The sequence below is a fragment of the Candidatus Symbiopectobacterium endolongispinus genome, assembly GCF_018777385.1.
Lineage (GTDB): Bacteria > Pseudomonadota > Gammaproteobacteria > Enterobacterales > Enterobacteriaceae > Symbiopectobacterium > Symbiopectobacterium endolongispinus.
The window spans coordinates 733,545-757,870 of record NZ_JAFJYB010000002.1; the positions used below are offsets into that span (position 1 = coordinate 733,545).

14 protein-coding genes and 5 pseudogenes are annotated in these 24,326 nt (G+C 53.9%); 17 read left to right on the top strand and 2 right to left on the bottom strand.

Annotated features, from left to right (window positions below):
* Positions 1-87 precede the first annotated feature (87 nt).
* Positions 88-834, top strand: a complete 747-nt coding sequence (locus JZM30_RS10345) for a flagellar brake protein (protein WP_252318552.1) — start codon at positions 88-90, stop codon at positions 832-834.
* A 348-nt stretch (positions 835-1,182) separates the two neighbouring features.
* Positions 1,183-2,547, top strand: a pseudogene (locus tag JZM30_RS10350) (APC family permease).
* Positions 2,548-2,631: 84 nt separating this feature from the next.
* Here the strand turns inward: JZM30_RS10350 and sbcB are convergent.
* A pseudogene (gene sbcB / locus JZM30_RS10355) lies at positions 2,632-4,051 on the bottom strand (exodeoxyribonuclease I).
* Between the two features lie 233 nt (positions 4,052-4,284).
* Between sbcB and JZM30_RS10360 the strand changes: the two are divergent.
* From JZM30_RS10360 to JZM30_RS10410, 11 genes and pseudogenes are all read left to right on the top strand, one after another.
* A complete protein-coding gene (locus JZM30_RS10360; protein WP_252318824.1) occupies positions 4,285-5,226 on the top strand; it encodes a siderophore ABC transporter substrate-binding protein in 942 nt (313 codons plus the stop codon).
* 21 nt (positions 5,227-5,247) lie between these two features.
* Positions 5,248-6,207, top strand: coding sequence for an ABC transporter permease (locus tag JZM30_RS10365; protein WP_252318553.1), 960 nt, complete (start codon positions 5,248-5,250; stop codon positions 6,205-6,207).
* Positions 6,197-7,147, top strand: a pseudogene (locus JZM30_RS10370) (iron chelate uptake ABC transporter family permease subunit). Before JZM30_RS10365 ends, JZM30_RS10370 begins: the two are co-directional and overlap by 11 nt.
* Positions 7,148-7,197: 50 nt before the next feature.
* A complete protein-coding gene (locus JZM30_RS10375) occupies positions 7,198-7,956 on the top strand; it encodes an iron ABC transporter ATP-binding protein (protein ID WP_252318554.1) in 759 nt (252 codons plus the stop codon).
* 152 nt (positions 7,957-8,108) lie between these two features.
* Positions 8,109-8,450 (top strand): PTS system regulator TmaR, encoded by a 342-nt coding sequence (tmaR, locus tag JZM30_RS10380; protein ID WP_252318555.1) that lies wholly within the window; start codon positions 8,109-8,111, stop codon positions 8,448-8,450.
* A 354-nt stretch (positions 8,451-8,804) separates the two neighbouring features.
* Positions 8,805-10,972, top strand: a pseudogene (locus tag JZM30_RS10385) (ComEC family protein).
* Positions 10,973-11,009: 37 nt separating this feature from the next.
* A complete protein-coding gene (gene msbA, locus JZM30_RS10390) occupies positions 11,010-12,758 on the top strand; it encodes a lipid A ABC transporter ATP-binding protein/permease MsbA (RefSeq protein WP_252318556.1) in 1,749 nt (582 codons plus the stop codon).
* Positions 12,755-13,735 (top strand): tetraacyldisaccharide 4'-kinase, encoded by a 981-nt coding sequence (gene lpxK / locus JZM30_RS10395; RefSeq protein ID WP_252318558.1) that lies wholly within the window; start codon positions 12,755-12,757, stop codon positions 13,733-13,735. The genes msbA and lpxK overlap by 4 nt, the downstream gene beginning before the upstream one ends.
* Positions 13,736-13,791: 56 nt before the next feature.
* Complete coding sequence (locus JZM30_RS10400; protein ID WP_252318560.1) at positions 13,792-13,974, top strand: Trm112 family protein; 183 nt, start codon at positions 13,792-13,794, stop codon at positions 13,972-13,974.
* Positions 13,971-14,717, top strand: coding sequence for a 3-deoxy-manno-octulosonate cytidylyltransferase (kdsB, locus tag JZM30_RS10405; protein ID WP_252318561.1), 747 nt, complete (start codon positions 13,971-13,973; stop codon positions 14,715-14,717). The genes JZM30_RS10400 and kdsB overlap by 4 nt, the downstream gene beginning before the upstream one ends.
* Positions 14,718-15,004: 287 nt before the next feature.
* Positions 15,005-15,909, top strand: a pseudogene (locus tag JZM30_RS10410) (YcbJ family phosphotransferase).
* 5 nt (positions 15,910-15,914) lie between these two features.
* On the opposite strand, the gene elyC reads toward JZM30_RS10410, so the two are convergent.
* The gene (gene elyC / locus JZM30_RS10415; protein WP_252318563.1) at positions 15,915-16,703 is read right to left on the bottom strand and encodes an envelope biogenesis factor ElyC; all 789 of its coding nucleotides are present in this window, start codon (positions 16,701-16,703) and stop codon (positions 15,915-15,917) included.
* Positions 16,704-16,891: 188 nt separating this feature from the next.
* Here elyC and cmoM point away from each other — a divergent pair, with 188 nt between their 5' ends.
* The 4 genes from cmoM to mukB are packed head-to-tail and all read left to right on the top strand — an operon-like array spanning position 16,892 to position 24,153.
* Positions 16,892-17,677: a tRNA uridine 5-oxyacetic acid(34) methyltransferase CmoM gene (gene cmoM, locus JZM30_RS10420; RefSeq protein WP_252318825.1), complete on the top strand. Its 786-nt coding sequence runs from the start codon at positions 16,892-16,894 to the stop codon at positions 17,675-17,677.
* Complete coding sequence (mukF, locus tag JZM30_RS10425; RefSeq protein ID WP_252318565.1) at positions 17,674-18,996, top strand: chromosome partition protein MukF; 1,323 nt, start codon at positions 17,674-17,676, stop codon at positions 18,994-18,996. Before cmoM ends, mukF begins: the two co-directional genes overlap by 4 nt.
* Positions 18,977-19,699, top strand: a complete 723-nt coding sequence (gene mukE, locus JZM30_RS10430; RefSeq protein WP_252318566.1) for a chromosome partition protein MukE — start codon at positions 18,977-18,979, stop codon at positions 19,697-19,699. Before mukF ends, mukE begins: the two co-directional genes overlap by 20 nt.
* 2 nt (positions 19,700-19,701) lie before the next feature.
* The gene (mukB, locus tag JZM30_RS10435) at positions 19,702-24,153 is read left to right on the top strand and encodes a chromosome partition protein MukB (protein WP_252318568.1); all 4,452 of its coding nucleotides are present in this window, start codon (positions 19,702-19,704) and stop codon (positions 24,151-24,153) included.
* Positions 24,154-24,326 lie beyond the last annotated feature (173 nt).

The window sequence follows — 24,326 nt, forward strand, 5'->3', positions numbered from 1 at the left end:
AATCCGTTGCCGATACTGATGTGATGTTTTTTTCATGCGATTGGCTGCCGATGTGCATAGACCATTCATTTCATGACGGGGATAGGTGTGGTGGAACAGAATTCCAAAGAACAGTTTGTTAAGCGCAATAAACTGGCTATCTGCGCGACGTTACGCGACTTGCAAAAAAATGATATTACTGTGATGGTCAATCATGCGCGCGGGCAATTTATCAGCAAGATTCTGGATGTACTGTCAGACGATAACCTCTTTGTTTTCGACCTCGGTGGTGTGGAAACCGAAAACAGTCGCGCGTTGTACGCGGGCGATCTTGCTTTCGTGGCTGAGCCGGCGGGCGCAAAAGTAGAATTCAAATCCAGCATTGCCCGCACTGTTAATTTTCAAGGTCTACCGGCGTTCACGGCCCAGGTACCGCCGGAACTCTTCTACATACAGCGCAGAAACTATTTTCGTATTACAACGCCAGTGTGGCCACCGCTGCTGTGTCGCTGTGAACTGGTGGATAAGACGCCGTTTCAGTTTGAAATCAAAGATATTTCCCTCGGTGGTTTAGGGCTGTTTACCGAACGTGACATGAGCGACGTGATGTCTCAGGGCGACATTCTGGAAAATGTCGAGATGGATCTGGATGAATACGGCTTCTTTTGCGTCGATATGCAACTGGTGGGGCAGACTGACAGTAAGGTCGTTGACAGCAAAGGCGAAGTGAAAGTGATGAAGCGACTGAGCTTTAAATTCCCGGCGCTTTCGGCCTCCCAGGAGCGCGATTTGCAGCAAGTGATCTATGAATTGGAGCGCTTGCAAATCCAAAAAAGAAAGCGTTTTCAGGATTGATTCCGGACAGTGCCCGGTAGAATAATATTTTTTTACATTTATGTCGGCAAGAATACCACCTAATGTCATTAAGAATAACACTATAGCTTGTCAGAACACCCCGATTAGGGCATTATACGCGCCCTGTAAATAGCCGACGCTTCACTAGCATCGGCTATTTTTTTGCATCAATACATGACACAACATCAGTGTTTTCAACCAAGAGGCCGGACATCGATCCGGATAGATAATCAGTATTCTGTGTGCCAAACGGCCACGATGAGGAAAGGAAAATGGGGCAATTTCTCAATAGGGCACCGGCGTTTGTCGGTCCAGCGTTGTCTGTTGTGGGAATAGGAGAGGCTTATCATGTCTGTTAACAGTGCCGCTCCGACTTCGCAATGTGCTCAGTTAAGAAAAACCCTGACGCTGTGGCAGGTGGTCATGGTGGGGCTAGCGTACATGCAGCCAATGACCATTTATGATACTTTCGGCATCGTGACCAATTTGACGGATGGCCATGTCGCCACCGCCTATGGCTTTGCACTGATTGGTATCCTGTTTACTGCTGTCAGCTACGGCAAACTGGTGCGCCGTTTTCCTTCCGCAGGCTCAGCCTACACTTACGCGCAAAAGGCGATCAGCCCGCACGTAGGCTTTATGGTTGGTTGGTCTTCGTTGCTCGATTATCTGTTTATGCCGATGATCAACATTCTGCTGGCGAGAACCTATCTGGAAGCGATTTTCCCAGGAGTACCGGCCTGGATTTTCGTGGCTGGGTTGGTCGCACTGATGACGATGTTCAACCTGCGCGGTATCAACATTGTTGCCAACCTGAACTCGATTATCGTGGTGGTGCAGGTGGCGATCATGGCGGTGTTCCTGGGCCTGTTGATTCACGGTGTCTCGCAAGGTTAAGGCGCAGGTATGCTGGTGAGCACACGACCGTTCTGGTCTGAGAATGCGCACGTTGTGCCGATGATTACCGGCGCGACCATTCTGTGCTTCTCTTTCCTGGGCTTTGATGGCATCAGTTCGTTGTCAGAAGAGGCTCCGTATGCCGGACGCGTGATCCCGAAAGCGATATTCCTGACTGCACTGATTGGCGGTGTGATCTTTATCGTGGTGCCTTATTTCCTGCAACTCTATTTCCCAGACGTTGCCCGATTCGATTCGCCAGAATCTTCCCAGCCAGAAATCATGCTGTATGTGGCAGGGAAATTCTTCCAATCAATTATCCTGGTGTTCTCCTGTGTTACCGTACTGGCTTCCGGTATGGCCGCGCATGCGGGGGTGTCTCGCCTGATGTATGTCATGGGACGTGATGGCGTGTTTCCAGAACGTTTCTTCGGCTATATCCACCCGCAATGGCGCACGCTGTCGCTGAACGTACTGCTGGTCGGTGTGGTGGCGCTCTCTGCGGTCTCATTCGATCTGGAAGTGTCAACGGCGTTGATTAACTTTGGTGCGCTGGTGGCATTTACCTTTGTTAACCTGTCGGTGATTTCGCCGTTCTATCTGCGTGAAGGCCGTAACCGCACGCTGAAAGACACCTTCCACTATCTGGTGTTGCCGCTGTTAGGCACATTGGCGGTGGGTGCGTTGTGGCTCAATCTGGAGAAAAGCTCCATGACGTTGGGGCTGATCTTGGCATCTATTGGCCTGATCTACTTGGCGTTTGTGACTTGTACTTTCCGTGAGCCGGTGCCGCAGTGCAGCGAAGAGCTGCTGTGAGGGTATAGCGGATAACAGCACGGTTCGACCTTGAGCCGGTTCACGATGTGAACCGGCTTTTTTGTCTTTAACACCGTAAAAAAATCAGCCGACCAAGGTCTGTGTATAGACAAACAGGGCTTTTAGTAACTCGGCTTTACGCTTGTCGTCTTCGTGCTGAGCATAAAGTTCTTGTAAATGTGAGACATAATCTTGAAGACGCTCAGGAGTGAATACCGCTTTGCGGTGCTGTAACCAACGCTGTTGCTCACTGTCATCCAATGTGCCGGGAAAGTTTCTGGCGCGATAACGGAATAATAAGTGCGCGATGCGATTGTCATTAAATGACAGCTCCAACGCAGGCAGGTTCTTTGCTGCCGTTTGCTGAATAATGTTCATGGCAGCCCGGTCGGCATCGCCAAAAAAACCATCGTATAACCGCATATCCACGTCACTGTCCGGCGTGAAGGGCGGCGCATCGGCATAGAGCGCAACCACTTTTTCGCGAAGATCGCTGCGTTGACGTAACACCGCCAGGTTATCGAGACAACGCTGGCGATCGATCCCCAGTCGAGCAGCATCTTCTGGACGCAGCGTGTTGGCGGGGGCCAGCATTATTTATATGCACCAGTTTGACGGGGGCCGGGCTTTGCTCCGGTGCCAAACGCTCACGCGGGGTATAGAACCGTTCACGGAGCGCATCAGCATCCAGTTCAAGCAGCGGGGTGATATCTCCGGCCAGATCGCACAAGATGACTGCATTGCGATTTTCCGGGTGCCAGGCCAGCGGCACCACCCAACTGGTATTGCCGCGCGCAGCGTCAAACATCCCGCTGACATGCACCAGCGACTTCATTTGGGGAATATCGATAAGCTGGCTGACTTTGTTTTTATTGCGTAGCGCAAACAGATACTGGAACAGCTTCGACTGAACTTGCTTAAACAACTTCGCCATGGCAATGGTGGCATACACATCGGACATGGCATCGTGGGCGTGTTCGTGTGCAACGCCATTGGCCTGTGTCAGGTGTTCCAGACGAAAACTGGGCAAGCCATCATCATTCAACGGCCACTCGATACCGTCCGGGCGCAAAGCGTAGCAAGCGCGCAGCGCATCCAGCAAATCCCAGCGAGAATTTCCGTGCTGCCAGCTGTACGCATAGGGATCGTAGAAATTGCGGTAGAAAATGTTGCGGCTCACCTCATCGTCGAAGCGAATATTGTTGTACCCCATGATGCAGGTGTTCGGCACGCTGAAGGCGGCATGAATCTGGCTCGCAAATTCCGCTTCGCAAACCCCTTTGGCTTGCGCGAGTTGCGGCGTAATGCCAGTGATTAGCACCGCTTCCGGTTCTGGCAGGTAGTCATCCGTGGGCTGGCAATAGATCACCAGAGGCTCACCAATGATATTGAAGTCCATATCGGTACGCACACCGGCAAACTGTGCCGGGCGATCGCGGGCAGGGTGTTTACCGAAGGTTTCATAATCATGGATGAAAAACGTGGGTTGTGTGGTATCGGCCATATTCACTGTCGCTCGACTGTCCTTGGGTGTGCCGTTCGTCCGGATAAGCCTCAAGAATACCATTGAAATGAGATTCTGTGCGGGTTTCCTGATGTGCATAAATTCCTAAGGGGCAGGAATCCCTATGCATTCACACCATCATTCGTTACAATTTCGCGCTTTAATGCGAATGATAATTAAATTCCTTCTGACACGCAGTGCGGTGTAGGAAGGCAATTAACAAGGAGACGATGATGCGGTTTTCCAGTGCGATTAAAACGACGCTGTTAGCTTCTCTGCTGGTAGCAGCAGGGTGCGATCAGTCAGAGACGTCATCTACCGCCAGTTTAACCATTAGCGTTGAGCATGCCCAAGGGGTAACAACGGTGCCGCTGCATCCGAAAAAAGTTGTCGTGTTTGATCCCGCCATTCTGGATACGCTGGATGCATTGCAGATCCCGGTAGCCGGTGTGCCGCAAAGCAGCGCGCATCTCCCTCCTTTTCTTGCCAAGTACTCCGGCAGTGAATACCTGAATGCGGGCACCCTATTTGAACCCAATTATGAAGCGCTGAGCAGCGCCAAACCGGATTTGATTATTGCCGGCGGTCGCGCTCGTGATGCCTATGACAAACTGAGCGGCATTGCGCCGACCATTTCTCTGGATGTTGATGAGCAGCAATTTATGCCGAGCTTTATCCATCGCATTGAGCAACTGGGCGAGATTTTCGGCAAACAGGATGAAGTCAAAGCCAAGATCGACGATTTCAAACAACGCGTCGCGCAAACCCGTGAAAAAGCGGGGCAGGCAGGTACGGCCATGGTGCTGATGGTCAATGGCGGCAAGATTTCTGCCTATGGTCCGAAATCACGCTTTGGTTTTGTGTTTGACGAATTGTGGTTCGCCACGGCCACTGAATTTCCCGATCCGGGTCGCCATGGCAACGTGGTTACCGCAGAACTGTTGCTGAGCATCAATCCTGAATGGCTGTTTGTATTAGACCGTGGCAGTGCTATCGGCACCACCGGTGGCTTGCCTGCTCAGCAAGTATTGGATAACCCGCTGGTGACGAAAACCAAAGCGTGGCAGAACCAGCATGTGGTGTATCTTGATTCCGCGTCACTCTACATCGCAGGTGGCTTGCAGAGCTATTCGCGTCTGATTGATGACGTCAATAAAGCGTTAGACAAGAAGTAATCTGACAGCACGATGTTAGCCATGAAACCTGTCTATTTGTCGGCTGTATTTATCCTGTTGGCGGGGATGATCGTTGCCAGCCTGTTCGTTGGTGCCGGTCAGGTGACTCTGGATGCCGTGTGGCGCGACCCGATTATGCGCGATATCTTTTTGATCAGCCGTGTTCCGCGCACGCTGGCGCTGCTGCTGGCGGGCAGTGCCATGAGCGTGGCAGGTTTGATCATGCAGTTGTTGACGCAGAATCGCTTTGTCGAGCCATCGCTGGCGGGGACCACACAGTCCGCCAGCCTGGGGTTGCTGGTGGTGATGGTGTTAATGCCCTCCGCCTCACTGCTGGTGAAAATGACTGTTGCCAGTCTGTTTGCCATGGCCGGCACCGTGTTGTTTATGCTGCTGTTGCGGCGCATCGTGCTGAAATCGGCGCTGGTGGTGCCGTTGGTAGGTATTATGCTGGGCGCGGTGATCGGCGCTATAACCACCTTCGCTGCGATGCATTTTGACCTGTTGCAGTCGCTAAGCGGCTGGGAGTCAGGTGATTTCTCCGGTGTGCTGCGCGGACGTTACGAACTGCTGTGGCTGGTGGGTATTCTTACGCTGATTGCCTGCTGGACGGCAGACCGCTTCACTGTTGCGGGCATGGGGCGCGAGTTTTCCGTCAACGTCGGTCTCAACTATCGACAAGTGATGCTGCTCGGGCTGGCAATTATTGCCATCATCAGCGTGGTGGTGATGGTGGTGGTCGGTACGCTGCCTTTCCTCGGTCTGATCGTGCCTAACCTGATCAGTATGCTGCTTGGTGACAATGTGCGTAAAACCATTCCCTGGGTGTGCCTGCTTGGCGGGGGATTGGTGTTGCTGTGCGACGTGATTGGGCGGGTGATTCGTTATCCGTTTGAGATCCCAGTGAGTGTGATTCTGGGCGTCATTGGTGCGGTGGTGTTCCTTATCCTGTTGTTGAGTCAAAAACGCCATGTCAGTTAACGAGATAAAACTATCCCGCAGCGATAGCGGATTGATGGCCGTTATCGCTACGCCTGCGAAACGCTTGTGGTTACTCGGCGCGTTGGCGTTAACGACGATCGTTATTTTTATGACCATCAAACTCGGCAGCAATTTGCAGTACATTCTGGTGCATCGTGGTCCGACGTTAGCCACCATGCTGCTGGTGGCATTTGCCGCCAGCACCTCCACGCTGCTGTTTCAAACGGTGACCAACAATCGCATCCTCACGCCGTCCATTATGGGTTTCGAAAACCTGTTTGTGCTGATTCAAACGCTGATCATCTTTGTGTTTGGGGCCAAAGGCATTCCCTGGGTGGGCGTCAGCGGCAAATTTCTGTGTTAAGCGCTACTGCTGGTGATGTTCTCTGCTGTGCTTTATCACTGGCTGTTTCTGGGGCGGCGCGACAACCTGCATCTGGTGCTGCTGGTCGGCATTATCTGCGGCACGCTGTTTCGTAGCGCTTCGAGCCTGATGCAGCGTCTACTGACGCCCACGGAGTTTACCGTATTGAAAGGGCGTATGTTTGCCACCTTTACCCGCGCAGTGCCGGAGCTGATCGCATTGACCGCGCTGATCGTAGTGATGGTTGCCATCGTTATTTGGCGGCGGCGTTTCGAGCTGGATGTGCTGGCGTTGGGGCGTAACAGCGCGGTGAATCTGGGTATCAACTTCAACCGCAGCGTCACCCTGATTCTGCTGCTGGTGTCGGTACTGGCGGCGGTTTCTACTGCGCTGGTCGGCCCGCTCACTTTTCTGGGCTTTATGGTGGTCAATCTGGCTTATCTGGTGGCTGGCTCCAGCCAGCATCGCATTTTATTGCCCACGGCATTTCTGCTTGGGGTGATATCCCTGGTCGGCGGGCAACTGATCCTGGAGCACCTGCTGAACATGGCGGGAGCGTTGTCCGTCGTGATTTAATTTATCGGTGGGACACTGTTTATCTTGTTGTTATTGAAAAAGGTTGCCGTGTGATTGAGATCGAGCATATAACCAAAGCCTATTACGATCAAGTGGTGCTGAATGACATTACCGCCACCATATCTCGGGGTGGCGTAACGTCAATCATTGGGCCTAACGGGGCAGGGAAATCCACCCTATTATCGGTCATAAGTCGCTTACTGGCGGCGGATAGCGGTCGCGTTACCGTCAATGGGATGGATATTGCCACTACGCCCGGTGAGCAGATGGCGACCTGCCTCTCGGTGTTGCGTCAGGAAAACCGTTTCACCAGCCGCCTCACCGTTGAAGAGTTGGTTGGTTTTGGTCGCTATCCCTATACCAAAGGGCGATTGAATGCTGACGATCGCACTCGCATTGCCGATGCATTGACTTTCATCAATCTCACCGAGTTTAAAGATCGTTTCCTGGACGAACTGTCCGGCGGTCAGCGCCAGCGCGCTTATGTGGCGATGGTATTGTGCCAGGATACCGAATACGTGCTGCTGGATGAGCCGTTGAACAATCTCGATATGAAACACGCGGTAGCGATGATGAAACAGATTCGTCGCGCAGCGGATGAGCTGGGAAAAACCATCGTATTGGTCATTCATGATATCAATTTTGCGTCGGCCTACTCGGATTACATTATTGCGATGCGCAAAGGGCAAATTGTTTACAACGGCAAGCCGGAAGAAGTGATGGTCTCCTCGGTGCTGGAATCCATTTTTGATACCAAGGTGGAGATTGAACAGGTACGCAATCAACGTATTGCCGTCTATTATCGTTGATATTGTCACCGATTTACCCCTTTGAAGGGGCGGCAGTCGGCGTAACTGAAAAACCGACTTGTCGAGCATAGTCACTCCCCTGTATCGTGAGCGGAGTGACGGTCAACACACCGTTGATCTCAAAGTTAACTGATCCACGTGAGGGGATAACAATGGATAAGGCGACCAAGCCCTGTTTCCAGGATGTGCTCGAGTTTGTGCGAATTTTCCGTCGCAAGAACAAATTGCAACGTGAAATTGTCGATAACGAGAAGAAAATCCGTGATAACCAGAAGCGCGTGCTGCTGCTGGATAACCTGAGCGAATACCTGAAACCTGGCATGAGTATTGAAGATGTGCAGGGCATTATTGCCACCATGCGCGGTGACTATGAAGATCGCGTGGATGAATACATCATCAAGAATGCCGATCTGTCGAAAGAGCGTCGCGATCTCTCGAAGAAACTGAAAGAGATGGGCGAAATGAAGTGCGCCGTGCCGGGCAAAGAGGCGTAAGCGTACATCCTTTTTCATCAGGCCGCCTGTGCGGCCTTTTTTATTGCTGCGTTTCAGGCTCCTGCATGATGCTTTGCGCGTTGTCCCTGCCTCGTTGGCAATTGCGATCGCGTTTCACCCACCTTGCGCCGTCATGAAAATTGGCGTCATCCCGTGCGAATCCCGCTGCAACGTTGTGGCATAGGGCTGTTCCCTTTTACCGTAACCAGTCACTCTGCTGGCTGCTGAATACTAAAGGGGGCAGCGATGGCGAGAATGTCGTTTAGCCTGGCGTCATGTGCTGTTATTGCGGGAACACTGCCTCTGCTGTGGTTGTGGCAGATACCACCGCGCTGGGCTTCAGTCACTGTGTTGATGATATCGACGCTGCTGCTGGCAACCTGCCGCTCCAAAATAGTACGCGTGTTGAGCCTCTCTTTTCTCTGTTTGGCGCTCGCGCTGCTTGATGCCCGTTCCATGCTAATGACAATGACCGACATTGATGGCAAAACGCTGAGCGCTGAGGTGAAGATCGTTAAGATGCGCATCTCCGGTCATCAGGATCAACAGATTCTGGTTCAGGTTGAGAAGCTGCAAGGCCGATGGATTTTTCCGGCATTTTACGCCACGCTCACGCTGCCAAATGCGATGGAGGCATGGTGCGGTGGGCAGCGTTGGTCGATTCGCGCCCGCTTTCGTCCGTTGCATAGTCGGTTAAATCAGGGGGGCTTTGACCGGCAACGCTGGGGGATTGCCAAGCGACAGTTGGCGTCGGCGCGCGTGCTACGCGCAACGCCGATTACGCTAGCATGCGGTGCACGTCAGCGTCTGTTAACACAGGTTGAACAGCACGCCAGTTCGCTGCGTTGGCATGCCATTTTGCTGGCGTTGATGTTTGGCGTAATGAAAACGTTAACGCCTGGAGTCAGTGCAGTGTTGCAGCAGACGGGCACCATGCACCTGATGGTGATTTCTGGGTTGCATATCGTTTTGGCTGCCCTGTTTGGTTGGGGACTGATGCGCGCGGTGCAGCGCTTGTTACCGTTGCGTTGGATAGTGCCATCGTTACCGCTGTTGGCTGGAGTGCTTCTGGCCTGGAGCTATGCATGGTTAGCGGGCGAGAACCCTCCGGCGATCCGGGCCTCACTGGCATATAGCATCCGGACGCTGATTCGCTGGTGGGGGGTCACCTGCACATCCTGGCAAGTGTGGTTGTGGTGTGTTGCCTTAGTGTTTCTTAGTGAGCCATGGTACTGTCCAACAGCTTTTGGCTCTCTTGTGTCGCCGTCGCCGGGCTGATTTTTTGGTTTCAATGGGCTCCGTTGCCTTATGGTTTACGACAAGGGTGGCAGTGGGCGCTACTGCGTGTGGCGCATTTGCAATGTGGCATAACCTTACTGCTGCTGCCGTTGCAATGGGGCATATTTAAGGGCATCAGCCTGACATCGCTACCGGCTAATATCTGGGCCGTACCGCTGGTTTCTTTTGTTACGACGCCATTGGTGTTGTTAGCACTGCCGCTGGCGTCGTTCCCCCCGTTAAGTTACAGCACTTGGTGGCTGGCGGTTCGATCGTTGGATGTGGTGTTCATGGTGCTCAAGCCGCTGCAACGCGGTTGGATAATGATTGACGAACATTACCTTGCCTGGAGCCTACTCGGGTGGTGCGGTGTCATTATCTGGCGCTTTGGCTGGTGGCTGGTCTATCCTGCTAGCGTGGCGGCGTTAGTGCTGTATCTGGTGCTGCAACGGGCGGCAGATCCGCAACCGGAGTGGCGAGTGGATATGCTGGATGTGGGGCACGGATTAGCCGTTGTTATCGAACAGGAGGGGCATGCAGTCCTGTTTGATACAGGCAGCCAGTGGCCGGGCGGAGACATGGCGCAGTACGAGATTTTGCCCTATTTACGCTGGCGCGGCATCACGCACGAGGCGGTTATTCTCAGTCACAGCCATCAGGATCACATCGGTGGGCTAGGTTCTTTGTTGCAGGCATACCCGGCGCTCACTGTCTACAGTCCGTTTACCGAGCCGGGTCATTGCGCCTGCATTCAGGGGGAAAGCTGGCAGTGGCGTGGGTTGACGTTTACGGTATTGTGGCCGCCGAAGCCGGTGGCGCACGCAGGCAACGATGATTCCTGCGTGGTGCGCATCGATGATGGTAAACACCGTGTGTTATTGACCGGAGATATTGAAATAAAAGCAGAAAGACGCCTTTATAGCGCACTGCGAGACGAACTGGTTGCTGATTTGTTACAAATCCCCCACTACGGCAGCAAGACATCATCCAGTGCGCCGTTTTTACGCGCGGTGAATCCCCGGTATGCGCTTGCCTCTACCGGGCGCTATAACCCTTGGCGTCTGCCGTCTGCTGCGGTTATTGCACGTTATCGCAAAGCGGGGCATCATTTGGTCGATACGGCGCAGTCAGGACAAATCAGTGTACGTTTTTTCAACGAACGCTGGCAGGTTTTACCCTATCGTGAGCGACTATTGCCGTTTTGGTATCATCAGTGGTTTGGCGTAAAGCGCGATAGTGAGTAGAATAAGCGGCTATTTATAAATAATTCAGGTTTAATGCATGCTGAATGATAAAGATCTCTACACCTGGCAGACCTTCCGTCGCCTGTGGCCGATGATTTCTCCCTTTAAGGCGGGCTTAGCCGCGGCGGCAATTGCGCTTATCATCAATGCGGCGGGTGACACGCTGATGCTCTCGTTGTTGAAACCTTTGCTGGATGAAGGGCTTGGGAAAACCGATCACAGCATTCTGCTGTGGATGCCACTGGTGGTTATGGGCCTGATGCTGGTACGCGGGGCAACCGGTTATGTGTCCGCCTACTGCGTCTCTTGGGTATCGGGCAAGGTGGTCATGAATATGCGCCGTCGCTTGTTCAGCCACATCATGGGCATGCCCGTAGGCTTCTTCGATCAGCAATCAACGGGAACGCTGCTCTCTCGCATTACCTATGATTCTGAACAGGTGGCTTCGTCCTCATCCGGCGCGTTGATTACGTTGGTGCGTGAAGGTGCATCGATTATCGGTCTGTTTGTGCTGATGTTTTACTACAGTTGGCAACTGTCTATTATCCTGATTGTTATCGCTCCCATTGTGGCTATTGCGATCCGCGTGGTATCTAAACGCTTTCGTAATATCAGTAAAAATATTCAGAACACCATGGGGCAGGTGACGGCCAGCGCCGAGCAGATGCTGAAAGGCCATAAAGAAGTGCTGATTTTCGGTGGTCAGGACGTTGAAGTGGCGTGTTTTGATAAAGTCAGTAACCGGATTCGTACCCAAGGCATGAAAATGGTTTCGGCGTCAGCGATTTCTGATCCGATTATCCAGTTGATTGCGTCTCTGGCGCTGGCATTTGTGCTCTATGCCGCCAGCTTCCCGAGTGTGATGGATACGCTGACGGCCGGGACCATTACCGTGGTGTTCTCCTCGATGATCGCCCTGATGCGCCCGCTTAAATCGTTAACTAACGTCAATGCCCAGTTTCAACGCGGCATGGCAGCCTGCCAAACGCTGTTTGCCATTCTGGATATGGAGCAGGAGAAAGACGAAGGTACGCGAGTGCTGGAAAGGGCCGAAGGCGATTTGGAATTCCGCAACGTCAGTTTTTCCTATCCGACCAAAGAGACATTGGCGTTGAGGAATGTCAGTCTGCACATTCCTCCGGGTAAAACGGTGGCGTTGGTTGGGCGTTCTGGTTCCGGCAAGTCCACTATCGCCAACCTGATCACGCGTTTTTACGACATTCAATCCGGCGAGATCCTGCTGGATGGGCATGACCTGCGCGACTATACGCTCTCCTCGCTGCGTCGTCAGGTCGCACTAGTGTCGCAACACGTGCACCTGTTTAACGACACCATTGCTAATAATATCTCGTATGCCTGCGGCGATCGCTACTCGCGAGAAGACATCGAGAGCGCAGCTAAAATGGCCCATGCGATGGACTTTATTAGCAAAATGGATAACGGACTGGATACGATTATCGGTGAAAATGGCGTATTGCTCTCTGGCGGGCAACGTCAGCGTATCGCCATTGCACGCGCATTACTGCGTGATTGTCCGATTCTGGTGCTGGATGAAGCCACGTCAGCACTGGATACCGAATCAGAACGAGCGATTCAGGCTGCGCTGGATGAGCTGCAAAAAGATCGTACCGCGTTGGTGATTGCGCACCGTTTGTCTACCATCGAGAGTGCTGACGAGATTCTGGTCGTTGAGGACGGGCAGATTATTGAACGCGGGACGCACGCGGAGCTGCTGGCGAAAAATGGCGCTTACGCACAGTTGCATAAAATGCAGTTTGGCGAATGATAGCGCGCATCTGGTCTGTTGCATCGCGGCTCTACTGGCTGCTGATCCCTTTGGCGATGTTGTACGGACTGATAACGGTGGTTATACGCTATAGCTACCGTGCTGGCTGGCGTCGTGCTTGGCGCGCGCCTATCCCGGTAGCGGTTGTGGGAAACCTGACCGCTGGTGGAAATGGTAAAACGCCGCTGGTGGTCTGGCTGGTGGAGCAACTGCAACGTCAAGGGTATCGAGTTGGCGTGGTATCGCGTGGCTACGGTGGCAAGGCGGAGCGCTATCCGCTGGTGGTGGATGCCTCGGTATCTACGGCGCAAGTGGGAGATGAGCCAGTGCTGATTTACCAGCGCACGGGCGCTGCGGTGGCGGTATCCCCTGTGCGGCGCGATGCCATTGAAGCGCTACTGGCGCGTCAGCCGCTTGATGTGATTGTCACCGATGATGGTTTGCAGCACTATGCGCTGGCGCGGGATATCGATATTGTGGTAGTGGACGGTGAGCGTCGTTTTGGAAACGGCTGGTTGCTGCCCGCCGGGCCGATGCGCGAACGGGTCGATCGTTTGCGCAGTGTGGATGCCATTGTGGTTAACGGTGGCGTATCCCAGTCCGGCGAAATAGCCATGCATTTGCAACCGGGTGACGCGATTAATGTACTCACGGGGGAAACCTGCCCGGTGGCGACTTTGACCGGAAGTGTCGCCATGGCGGGCATTGGTCATCCTCCACGATTTTTTGCCACGCTACGGGCTCAAGGCGTAAACGTTGTGCGCGAAGTCACGTTTGCCGATCACCAAACTTATTTGCCAGAAGCCATTCAAGCGCTGACCGAGGATAATCAGCAGCCATTGCTGATGACGGAAAAAGATGCGGTGAAGTGCCGCGCTTTCGCCCAGGCTAACTGGTGGTACGTGCCGGTAGATGCGCAACTTGCCGAGCCTGGAGCATCGCTATTGCTGGATAAGATAACGTCACTGTTGCCTTAGCCGCGCGCGTAACGTGGCTACCTATTTTGTTTGTAAGCACCTTTAATGGAGGATGCATGGATCACCGTTTACTCGAGATCGTTGCCTGTCCGGTATGCAACGGACGCTTGTACTACAACAAAGAGAAGCTGGAACTGATTTGTAAAGCGGATGCTTTGGCCTATCCGGTGCGTGATGGTATTCCGGTCCTGCTGGAAAAAGAAGCGCGTAAAATTCCAGCCGATGAGATAACACAATGAGTTTTACTGCGATCATACCGGCGCGCTATGCCTCGACGCGCTTACCGGGAAAGCCGCTGGCCGATATCAACGGTAAGCCGATGGTGGTGCATGTGATGGAACGCGCCCTGGAATCCGGTGCCAGCCGTGTTATTGTCGCGACGGATCATCCTGACGTTCAACGTGCGGTGGAACTGGTTGGCGGGGAAGTGTGTCTTACTAGCCCCGATCACTATTCTGGTACGGAACGTTTGGCAGAGGTTATCGAACGTTACCAATTCCCGGATGATGAAATCATCGTTAACGTCCAAGGGGATGAACCCTTGATTCCTCAGGTGATTATTCGTCAGGTAGCGGATAATCTGGCCGTGTGTCAGGCAGGGATGGCGACGTTAGCCGTACCTATCACCACCGCAGAAGAGGCGTTTAACCCCAATGCGGTAAAAGTGGTGATGGATGCGCAGGGCTATGCGCTCTATTTTTCCAGCGCCACCATTCCTTGGGATCGAGAGCGTTTTGCTCAAAACAAGGAGACGATTGGCGACCACTTCTTACGCCATATTGGCATCTACGCTTATCGCGCAGGGTTTATCCGTCGTTATGTGACCTGGCAACCCAGTAGCCTTGAGCAGATCGAACTGCTCGAACAGTTGCGTGTGCTGTGGTACGGCGAGAAAATCCATGTCGCGGTAGCGCAGGCTGTGCCCAGCGTCGGCGTAGATACGCCAGAAGATTTACAGCGCGTGCGTGCGGCGATGCTGTAACGCTTGCTACTATGCTCCCACCGTCATTCCCGCGAAGGCGGGAATCTCTTGCGAAGAAACGCCTTTATTCTCGCAGAGATCCCCGGCTTTCGGCGAGGATGACGAGGGGGAACGTGACGTTTTTATATAATCCCTCCACTTGCTTGTGACATCACTTCTCGCCTTGCGCCAAAACCGGTATACCGCCTGCCGATGGCACTTTATTTGATCTATATTTAAGAAATTGACGGCGGTCCACCGCATGATGACACGCGGAATCCTGAAGCAGGAGCTAAGTTTAGCAACGTATGGAACATTTGAAGGCTGAATTAAGCACGGTGTTGGGGGAAAAATTAAGCCGGCTCGAACGCATCAGTGAGCAACCCTACGCACACTTATACGCCCTGTATGACAATAACGGCAATGCCATGCCGCTGTTGGCGAAAAGCTATGTTTGTCAGGGCATTGCACAGCAAGAAGCGTACAAGCTTTCCATGCTATCGCGCGAGGGGGATGTACGCTTGCCGACGGTGTACGGTGTGGTGATCACCCAGGAAGCCCCCTACAAAGAACTGCTGTTGATTGAGCGCCTGCGCGGTGTATCAGTCGAAGCGCCAACGCGCACCCCCGAGCGTTGGACATCGCTGATGGATCATGTGGTTGAAAGTGTGCTGCTCTGGCACCACATCGATAGTCACGGCTGTGTGGGCAGCGTGGATAGCACGCAGGATAACGATTGGCTCAGTTGGTACGAACAGCGGCTGGAGGTGCTTTGGTCAACGTTATTAAATGTAGGTGCACCGTTACTGACGCAGGAAGATCGCAGCGTGTTGTACCGCTCGCGCCAGTGTCTTGATGCCTTGTTTGATGATTTTGATGACGGTTGCGTGTTGGTGCACGGTAATTGATCGCTGCGCAGTATGCTCAAAGACCAGCGCAGCGATCAATTGCTGGCGATGATCAACCCCGGCATGATGTTGTGGGCTCCCAAGGAATATGACATGTTTCGTCTGTGCGAGCCGGGTATGTCGGAAGCGTTACTCTATCGCTATCTTATCGCTATCTGCAAAAAGCACCGTTGGCGGAAAATTTTGTCTATCGTCGCTGGCTTTACGTTATTTGGGAAGCTGTTTCCCGCTACCTTCACACCGGACAATTGGATCGCGCGCTGTTCGATCGCGCCACGCGCGAATTGACTCCCTGGCTAGAATAGACTTCTCAGTGCGACGCCGCTTCTGGCGGCGCTTCGCTGCCTTTTAACCGTTGCCACAGTATGCCCAGCGTTTCATACCAGGCGCGTTCGCTGTGAGACAGATAAAACGCTGAAGGGAATATTTTTTCCCACGGATTGAGCGCGCTGGTAATGGCCAACTGATTGGCGGGGGCCGGTATAGGATGCAGTCCTTGCGCCTGGAAGAACACCATGGCTCGCGGCAGATGACTGGCTGATGTCACTAGCAGAAAAGGCTGTTGCCCGATAAGGGCCGCCGTGCCCGCGGCTTCTTCTTCCGTGTCGCGCGGCGTATCCAGCGTGATGATATCCTCGCGCAGAATCCCCAGACTCTCCGCGACCAACGCAGCGGTTTGTGCGCTGGTCATCGGATTTCCCTGTGCGGCTGCGCCAGTGAAAATCAGTTTTGCCCCGGGATTGGCATGATAAAGACGCACGCCTTCGGTCACCCGTGACAGGCTGTTACCGATTAAATTGGCGCTCGGTGCCCATGCCTGGTTGTAGGTATAGCCGCCGCCCAGCACCACGATATACGGAATCGGTGCTGCGCTTGCCTGCCAGGTCGTGTAGTGGCTTTCCAATGGCAGCAGCAGCTTATCGGCGATGGGTTGCACACTCAGCAGCAATAACGCCAGCCAGGCGCAGGAAATAACGGCTTTTCCCCCTCGTTGCCAGCGTGAGAACCACAGCAGCGCCAGACCAACGCCCATCAGCACCAACAATAATGGGAGCGGTTGCAGCAATCCGCCAACGACTTTTTTTAGGGTAAACAGCATGAAATCAGGTCCCCTTTGGGTGAAAAAACGGCATCCGGCAAAATATCGTGCGGTCAGGCGGTTTATTCTCGTGCCGCCTGTGCCAGAATAACAGGTTGAAGTAAATATAGCGTTATACCCGAACATCGGGTATATGATGGCACTCCGTGCCGCACGATCGCCCTAACGATGACGTGGAACGCAGCGCAATGCAAGATCGCAATTTTAACGATATCGCCGAAAAATTTGCCCGTAATATCTATGGCACCACCAAAGGCCAGGTGCGTCAGGCGGTGCTGTGGCAGGATCTGGATGCGTTGCTGAAAACATTGCCTGACCGGCCTTTGCGGATTCTTGATGCGGGTGGTGGTGAAGGGCACATGGCCTGTCGGTTGGCGGCTTTAGGACATCAGGTCTTGTTGTGCGATGTTTCAGATGAGATGATTCACCGCGCCAGCAGCATCGCTCAGGAACAGGGCGTAGCCGATAATATGCGTTTCGTTCACTGTGCCGCGCAGGATATTGCGGATCATATGGCGTATCCAGCGGATTTAATCTTGTTCCATGCAGTGCTGGAATGGGTAGCCGATCCGCAGGCGATATTGCGGACGTTAACGGATTGTCTGGCTCCTGACGGTGTTTTTTCGCTGATGTTTTATAATCATCATGCACTTTTGCTGCGCAATGTGGTGCTGGGTAATTTTGCCTATGTGCAGGCCGGTATGCCAAAGCGCAAGCGACGTTCGCTGTCGCCGGATCATCCACTCGATCCCCAGCAGGTTTATGGCTGGCTCGATGCGTTGGGGATGACGATTGAAGGAAAGACCGGTGTACGGGTGTTTCATGACTACTTGCAGAACAAGCAGCAACAAATCGATAATTTCGAGGAATTTTTAGCGTTGGAACAGCGCTATTGTCGCCAGGAGCCTTTTGTTAGCCTGGGACGCTATATTCATGTCATGGCGCGTAAACGCCCTATAAAGGATGCACTATGAGTGATTTTTCCCAGACAGTGCCGGAACTGGTTGCCTGGGCGCGAAAAAATGATTTTTCCCTGTCACTCCCCACCGAACGCCTGGCGTTTCTGCTGGCGATCGCCACGCTGAACGGCGAGCGGATGGATGGCGAAATGAGCGAAGGGGAACTGGTGGATGCCTTTCGTCACGTCAGCAAGGGATTTGAACAAACCCATGAAACCGTGGCAATGCGTGCCAATAACGCCATCAACGATTTGGTGCGCCAGCGTTTGGTGAATCGCTTTGTCAGTGAAATGGCGGATGGCAATGCCATCTACCGGCTGACGCCGCTCGGTATTGGCATCACCGACTATTACATCCGCCAGCGCGAGTTTTCGACGCTGCGCCTGTCTATGCAACTCTCTATTGTAGCGCAAGAACTGTTGCGCGCGGCGGAGGCCGCAGAAGAGGGGGGCGATGAGTTCCACTGGCACCGTAATGTATTCGCGCCGCTTAAATATTCGGTGGTGGAAATTTTTGACAGTATCGATCTTTCTCAGCGTGTGATGGACGAGCAGCAGCAGGGGGTGAAAGATGATATCGCTGCGCTGCTGACGCAAGATTGGCGCGCCGCCATCTCCAGTTGTGAGCATTTGCTGACAGAAACCTCCGGCATCCTGCGTGAATTGCAGGACACGTTGGAAGCGGCGGGCGATAAGTTGCAAACCAGCTTGTTGCAGATCCAGGAAGCGACGATGCAGCATCCTGAGCTCGAGTTTGTCGATAAACTGGTGTTCGATTTGCAAGCCAAGCTTGACCGCATCATCAGTTGGGGACAGCAAACTATCGATCTGTGGATTGGCTATGACAGGCACGTCCACAAGTTTATCCGTACCGCCATTGATATGGATAAAAACCGGGTATTCGCTCAGCGCCTGCGCCAGTCGGTGCAAAATTATTTTGACCAGCCCTGGGCGTTGACCTTTGCCAATGCCGATCGTCTGCTGGACATGCGCGATGAAGAGCTGGCGCTGCGCAGTGATGAAGTGACAGGCGAATTGCCGCCTGAGCTGGAGTATGAAGAATTCAGCGAAATGCGCGAACAGATCGCCGCGCTGATAGAAGCGGCGCTGCAAAAATATAAAACCGAGCGCATCCCGCTCAACCTGGCGGACGTGGTACGCGATTACCTAAGTAACTATCCCCGGGCACAGCATTTTGATGTGGCACGAATCGTGGTCGACCAGGCGGTGCGTCTGGGTGTGGCCGAAGCTGATTTCACCGGATTGCCTGCGCTATGGCAGTCAATCAATGATTACGGAGCCAAGGTACAGGCCCATGTCATCGACAACTATTGATAAAATCATGCCAGCTAAACTGGCAACGGCGTTAGCCAATACCCTGTTTCCCGCGCTCGATAGCCAACTGCGTGCGGGACGACATATCGGCGTGGAAGAGCTGGAGAACCATGCTTACCTGATGGATTTTCAGGACGTGTTGGAGGAGTTCTACGCACGCTATAACGTGGAACTGATCCGCGCGCCGGAAGGTTTCTTCTATCTGCGTCCGCGATCGACCACCCTGATCCCGCGTTCGGTGCTGTCGGAGTTGGACATGATGGTGGGAAAAATTCTCTGCTATCTCTACCTCAGTCCGGAGCGACTGGCGCAAGATGGCATTTTCACTCAGCAGGAACTTTATGAAGAGCTGTTGAGTCTGGCCTATGAAAACAAGTTGCTGAAGTTGGTCAACCAACGTTCAACCGGCTCGGATCTTGACCGGCATAAATTGCAGGAGAAGGTCAGAACCTCGTTGAATCGCCTGCGGCGCTTGGGGATGGTCTACTTCATGGGCAACGACAGCAGCAAATTCCGTATCACCGAAGCGGCGTTTCGTTTCGGTGCCGACGTGCGTAGCGGCGACGATGCACGTGAAGCACAGTTGCGCATGATCCGTGATGGCGAAGCACTGCCGTTAGACAGCGGCCTGTCGTTGAACGATGAGGTCGAAGAGGGTGAAAGTGCGCAAGACAATGCGGCAGAGAGTGGAGAGGAAGAATAACAATGATTGAACGCGGTAAATTTCGCTCACTGACGCTGGTCAACTGGAACGGTTTTTTTGCCCGGACGTTCGATTTGGACGAACTGGTTACCACCCTGTCCGGCGGTAACGGCGCGGGAAAATCGACGACGATGGCGGCCTTTATCACCGCGCTGATCCCCGATTTGACGCTGCTGCATTTCCGTAATACTACGGAGGCGGGGGCCACCAGCGGCTCACGCGATAAATGGCTGCACGGCAAGCTGCGCGCCGGCGTGTGTTATGCCACGTTGGACGTCGTCAATTCCCGCCATCAGCGCGTGTTGGTCGGGGTGCGCCTGCAACAGGTTGCAGGGCGCGATAAAAAAGTCGATATCAAACCCTTTGCCATTCAAGGATTGCCCACCACGTTGCAGCCGACGCAGGTGCTGACCCAGTCATTGGGCGAACGCCAGGTTAGGGTATTGACGTTGCAAGAACTGAAAGATCGTGTGGAAGAGATGGAGGGCGTGCTGTTCAAACAGTTCAACTCCATTACCGATTACCATGCGTTGATGTTTGATTTGGGCGTGGTGCCTCGTCGGTTACGTTCCGCTTCCGATCGCAGTAAATTCTATCGTCTGATCGAAGCCTCTCTGTACGGCGGGATCTCCAGCGCCATCACCCGATCGCTGCGTGATTACCTTCTGCCGGAAAATAGCGGAGTGCGCAAGGCGTTCCAGGACATGGAAGCGGCACTGCGAGAAAACCGTATGACACTGGAAGCCATCCGGGTGACGCAATCGGATCGCGATCTGTTCAAACACCTGATTTCAGAAGCCACTTCCTACGTGGCTGCTGACTATATGCGCCATGCCAATGAGCGGCGGGTGCATTTGGATGGTGCGCTGGCGCTGCGTCATGACCTGTTCGGTAGCTGCAAGCAGTTGGTGCATGAGCAGTACCGCCATGTGGAAATGGCGCGCGAATTGGCGGAACAAACGGACGCCGAAAGCGATTTGGAAACCGATCACCAGGCTGCCAGTGACCACCTTAACCTGGTGCAAACGGCGCTGCGTCAGCAGGAGAAGATTGAGCGTTACGACGCGGATCTGGAAGAACTGCGTTCGCGTCTGGATGAGCAGGACATCGTGGTAGAAGAAGCGCGCGAGCAGCTCGAAGAAAACGACGCGCGCGCCCAGGCTGCCGAGCAGGAAGTGGATGAACTGAAAAGCCAACTCGCTGACTACCAGCAGGCGCTGGACGTGCAGCAGACCCGGGCGATCCAGTACCAGCAGGCGCAACAGGCATTGGAGCGGGCTCGCTCGCTCTGCCAATTGCCGGACTTAACGGCGGATAACGCCGATGAATGGCTGGAAACCTTCCACGCGCGTGAGCAGGAGGCGACCGAACTGTTGCTGCAACTGGAACAAACCCTGAGCGTTTCCGATGCGGCACATAGCCAATTTGAACAAGCCTATCAGCTAGTCTGCAAAATTGTGGGTAACGTTTCGCGTAGCGAGGCCTGGCAGGCGGCGCGTGATGTGCTGCGCGACAGCACTTCGCAGCGCTATCAGGCAGAACGTGTGCATCCTTTGCGCGGTCGTCTGGCCGAACTGGAACAGCGCATGCGCGAGCAGCAAGAAGCGGAACGTCTGCTGCAAGAGTTTGGCAAACGCTATGGCCAGCCCTGTGAGCCGGAAGACTTGGACAGCTTGCAGCAGGAACTGGAACTGAAGATTGAAACCATCTCTGCGCTGGTCGCGGAAGCCGGGGAGCGTCGTTTGGCGCTGCGTCAGGAACTGGAGCAGACCCAGCAACAAATCCAGACATTAACCGCGCGTGCACCGGTGTGGCTGGCTGCACAGGAAGCCCTGACGCAATTAAGTGAACAGAGCGGGGCGACGTTTGCTGATGGTCAGGAAGTGACCGAGCATTTGCAGCAATTGCTGGAGCGTGAGCGTGAAATCACGGTAGAGCGTGATGAGGTAGCGGCGCGTAAACGTCACATCGACGATCAAATCGAGCGGTTAAGTCAGCCAGGTGGTGCGGAAGATCCGCGGATGGCGGCGCTGGCAGAACGCTTTGGCGGTGTGTTGCTGTCCGAAATTTATGATGACGTGACGCTGGACGATGCGCCGTACTACTCCGCGCTCTACGGGCCATCACGCCACGGCATCGTTGTTGCCGATCTGTCGCTGGTGCGTGAGCAGCTTGAAGGGTTGAAGGACTGTCCGGAAGATCTCTATCTGATCGAAGGGGATCCGCAATCGTTCGATGACAGCGTCTTTGCAGTAGAAGAGTTACAAAAAGCGGTGGTGATTAAAATCGCCGATCGCCAGTGGCGCTATTCGCGTTTCCCTGAAGTGCCGTTGTTTGGTCGCGCGGCGCTCGAAAACCGGCTGGAGAGTCTGCGCGCCAAACGTGAAGCGCTGGCAGAGCAGTACGCCACGCTGTCGTTTGACGTGCAGAAGACGCAGCGTTTGCATCAGACCTTCAGCCGTTTTATCGGTTCTCATCTGGCTATTGCGTTCGATGACGACCCTGAGGCGGCGCTGCGTCCCTTGAGCTCACGTCGCAGTGAGTTGGACCGTGCCATTAACAATTTTGACGCAGAAAACCAGCAGCAACGTCAGCAATACGACCAGGCTAAAGAGTGTGTTTCATTGCTGAACCGCCTGATCCCACGCGTCAGCCTGCTGTGTGATGATACCTTGCACGACCGGATCGAGGAGATTCGCGACGAACTGGATGCCGCAGAAGAGTCCGCGCATTTTATTACGCAGCACGGTGCGTCGTTGGTGAAACTGGAGCCATTGGTGGCGGTGCTGCAAAGCGATCCACAGCAGCATGAACAGCTGCGAGCACAGTACACCCAGGCGCAAAGTGCACAGCGTCAGGCGAAACAGCAGGCGTTTGCCTTAACGGAAGTGGTGCAACGGCGTCCTCATTTCAGCTATAGCGACTCAGCGGACATTCTGGGGGAAAATGCCGATTTGAATGACAAATTGCGCCAACGGTTGGATCAGGCAGAAACCGAGCGTACCCGTTCGCGTGAACAATTGCGTCAGCAGCAGGCGCAGTTAACGCAGTACAGCCAGGTGCAGGCTTCGTTGCGCAGTGCGCATGACGCCAAAAATGAAATGCACAAAGAGCTTATTCAGGAGTTGCAGGAGATCGGCGTGCGCGCGGATGCGGATGCAGAAGCTCGCGCCCGTACTCGCCGTGATGAATTGCATTCTGCCTTGAGTGCCAACCGCACGCGCCGTAATCAGTTGGAGAAGCAGATTACCTTCTGTGAAGCGGAAATGGATGGCTTGCAGAAAAAATTGCGCAAAGTGGAACGTGATTATCACCAGATGCGCGAACAGGTGGTGACCGCGAAGGCGGGCTGGTGTGCCGTCATGTGCCTGGTGAAAGACAATGGCGTGGAGCGCCGTTTGCACCGTCGTAAACTGGCCTACATGGACGCTGACGAATTGCGTTCCATGTCGGATAAAGCGCTGGGGGCATTGCGACTGGCGGTTGCGGATAATGAACATCTGCGTGATGTGCTGCGCGCATCGGAAGATCCAAAGCGGCCTGAGCGCAAAGTGCAGTTCTATATCGCGGTTTATCAGCATCTGCGTGAGCGTATTCGTCAGGACATTATTCGTACCGATGATCCGGTTGAAGCCATTGAGCAGATGGAAATTGAACTCAACCGCCTGACGGAAGAACTGACCGCGCGTGAGAAAACGCTGGCGATCAGTTCCAAGAGCGTGGCAAATATTATTCGCAAAACCATCCAGCGTGAGCAAAACCGCATACGCATGCTGAACCAGGGCTTGCAGGCGGTTGCGTTTGGGCAGGTGAAAAGCGTGCGCTTGAACGTCAACGTGCGTGAAACACACACCACGCTGCTCAATGTGCTCTCGGAACAGCAAGAGATGCATCAGGACCTGTTCAGCAGCAACCGGTTGACCTTCTCGGAAGCGCTGGCAAAACTTTATCAACGCCTCAACCCTGAAGTGGATATGGGGCAACGCACGCCGCAAACCATCGGTGAGGAGTTGCTCGATTACCGCAACTACCTTGAGATGGAAGTGGAGGTTAATCGCGGTGCCGATGGCTGGTTGCGTGCAGAGAGCGGCGCGCTTTCCACCGGTGAAGCGATCGGGACCGGGATGTCGATTCTGGTGATGGTGGTGCGGAGCTGGGAAGATGAATCCAAACGCTTGCGCGGCAAAGATATTATCCCGTGTCGTTTGCTGTTCCTCGATGAAGCGGCGCGTCTGGATGCGAAATCCATCGCTACGTTATTCGAACTATGCGAGCGGTTGGAAATGCAGTTGGTGATTGCTGCACCGGAAAATATCAGTCCGGAAAAAGGCACCACCTATAAGCTGGTGCGTAAAGTGTTCCAGAATCAGAATCAGAATCAGGAGCATGTGCACGTGGTCGGACTGCGTGGTTTTGGCAGTGAGAATGAAGCGCCGCAGGTACAGGCATCGTAGCAGCACGCTTACGGTATGGCGGGCAGAAATGGTGCCAGTCCTGCTTGAAACCGTGATACCTGTTTACCAACGTTACTCCCGCCGACTTCCGTTATTCCCGCGAAGGCGGGAATCTCGTGCGGAAGAAACGCGTTTATTCTTTCAGGGATCCACGGCTTTCGCCGAGGATAACA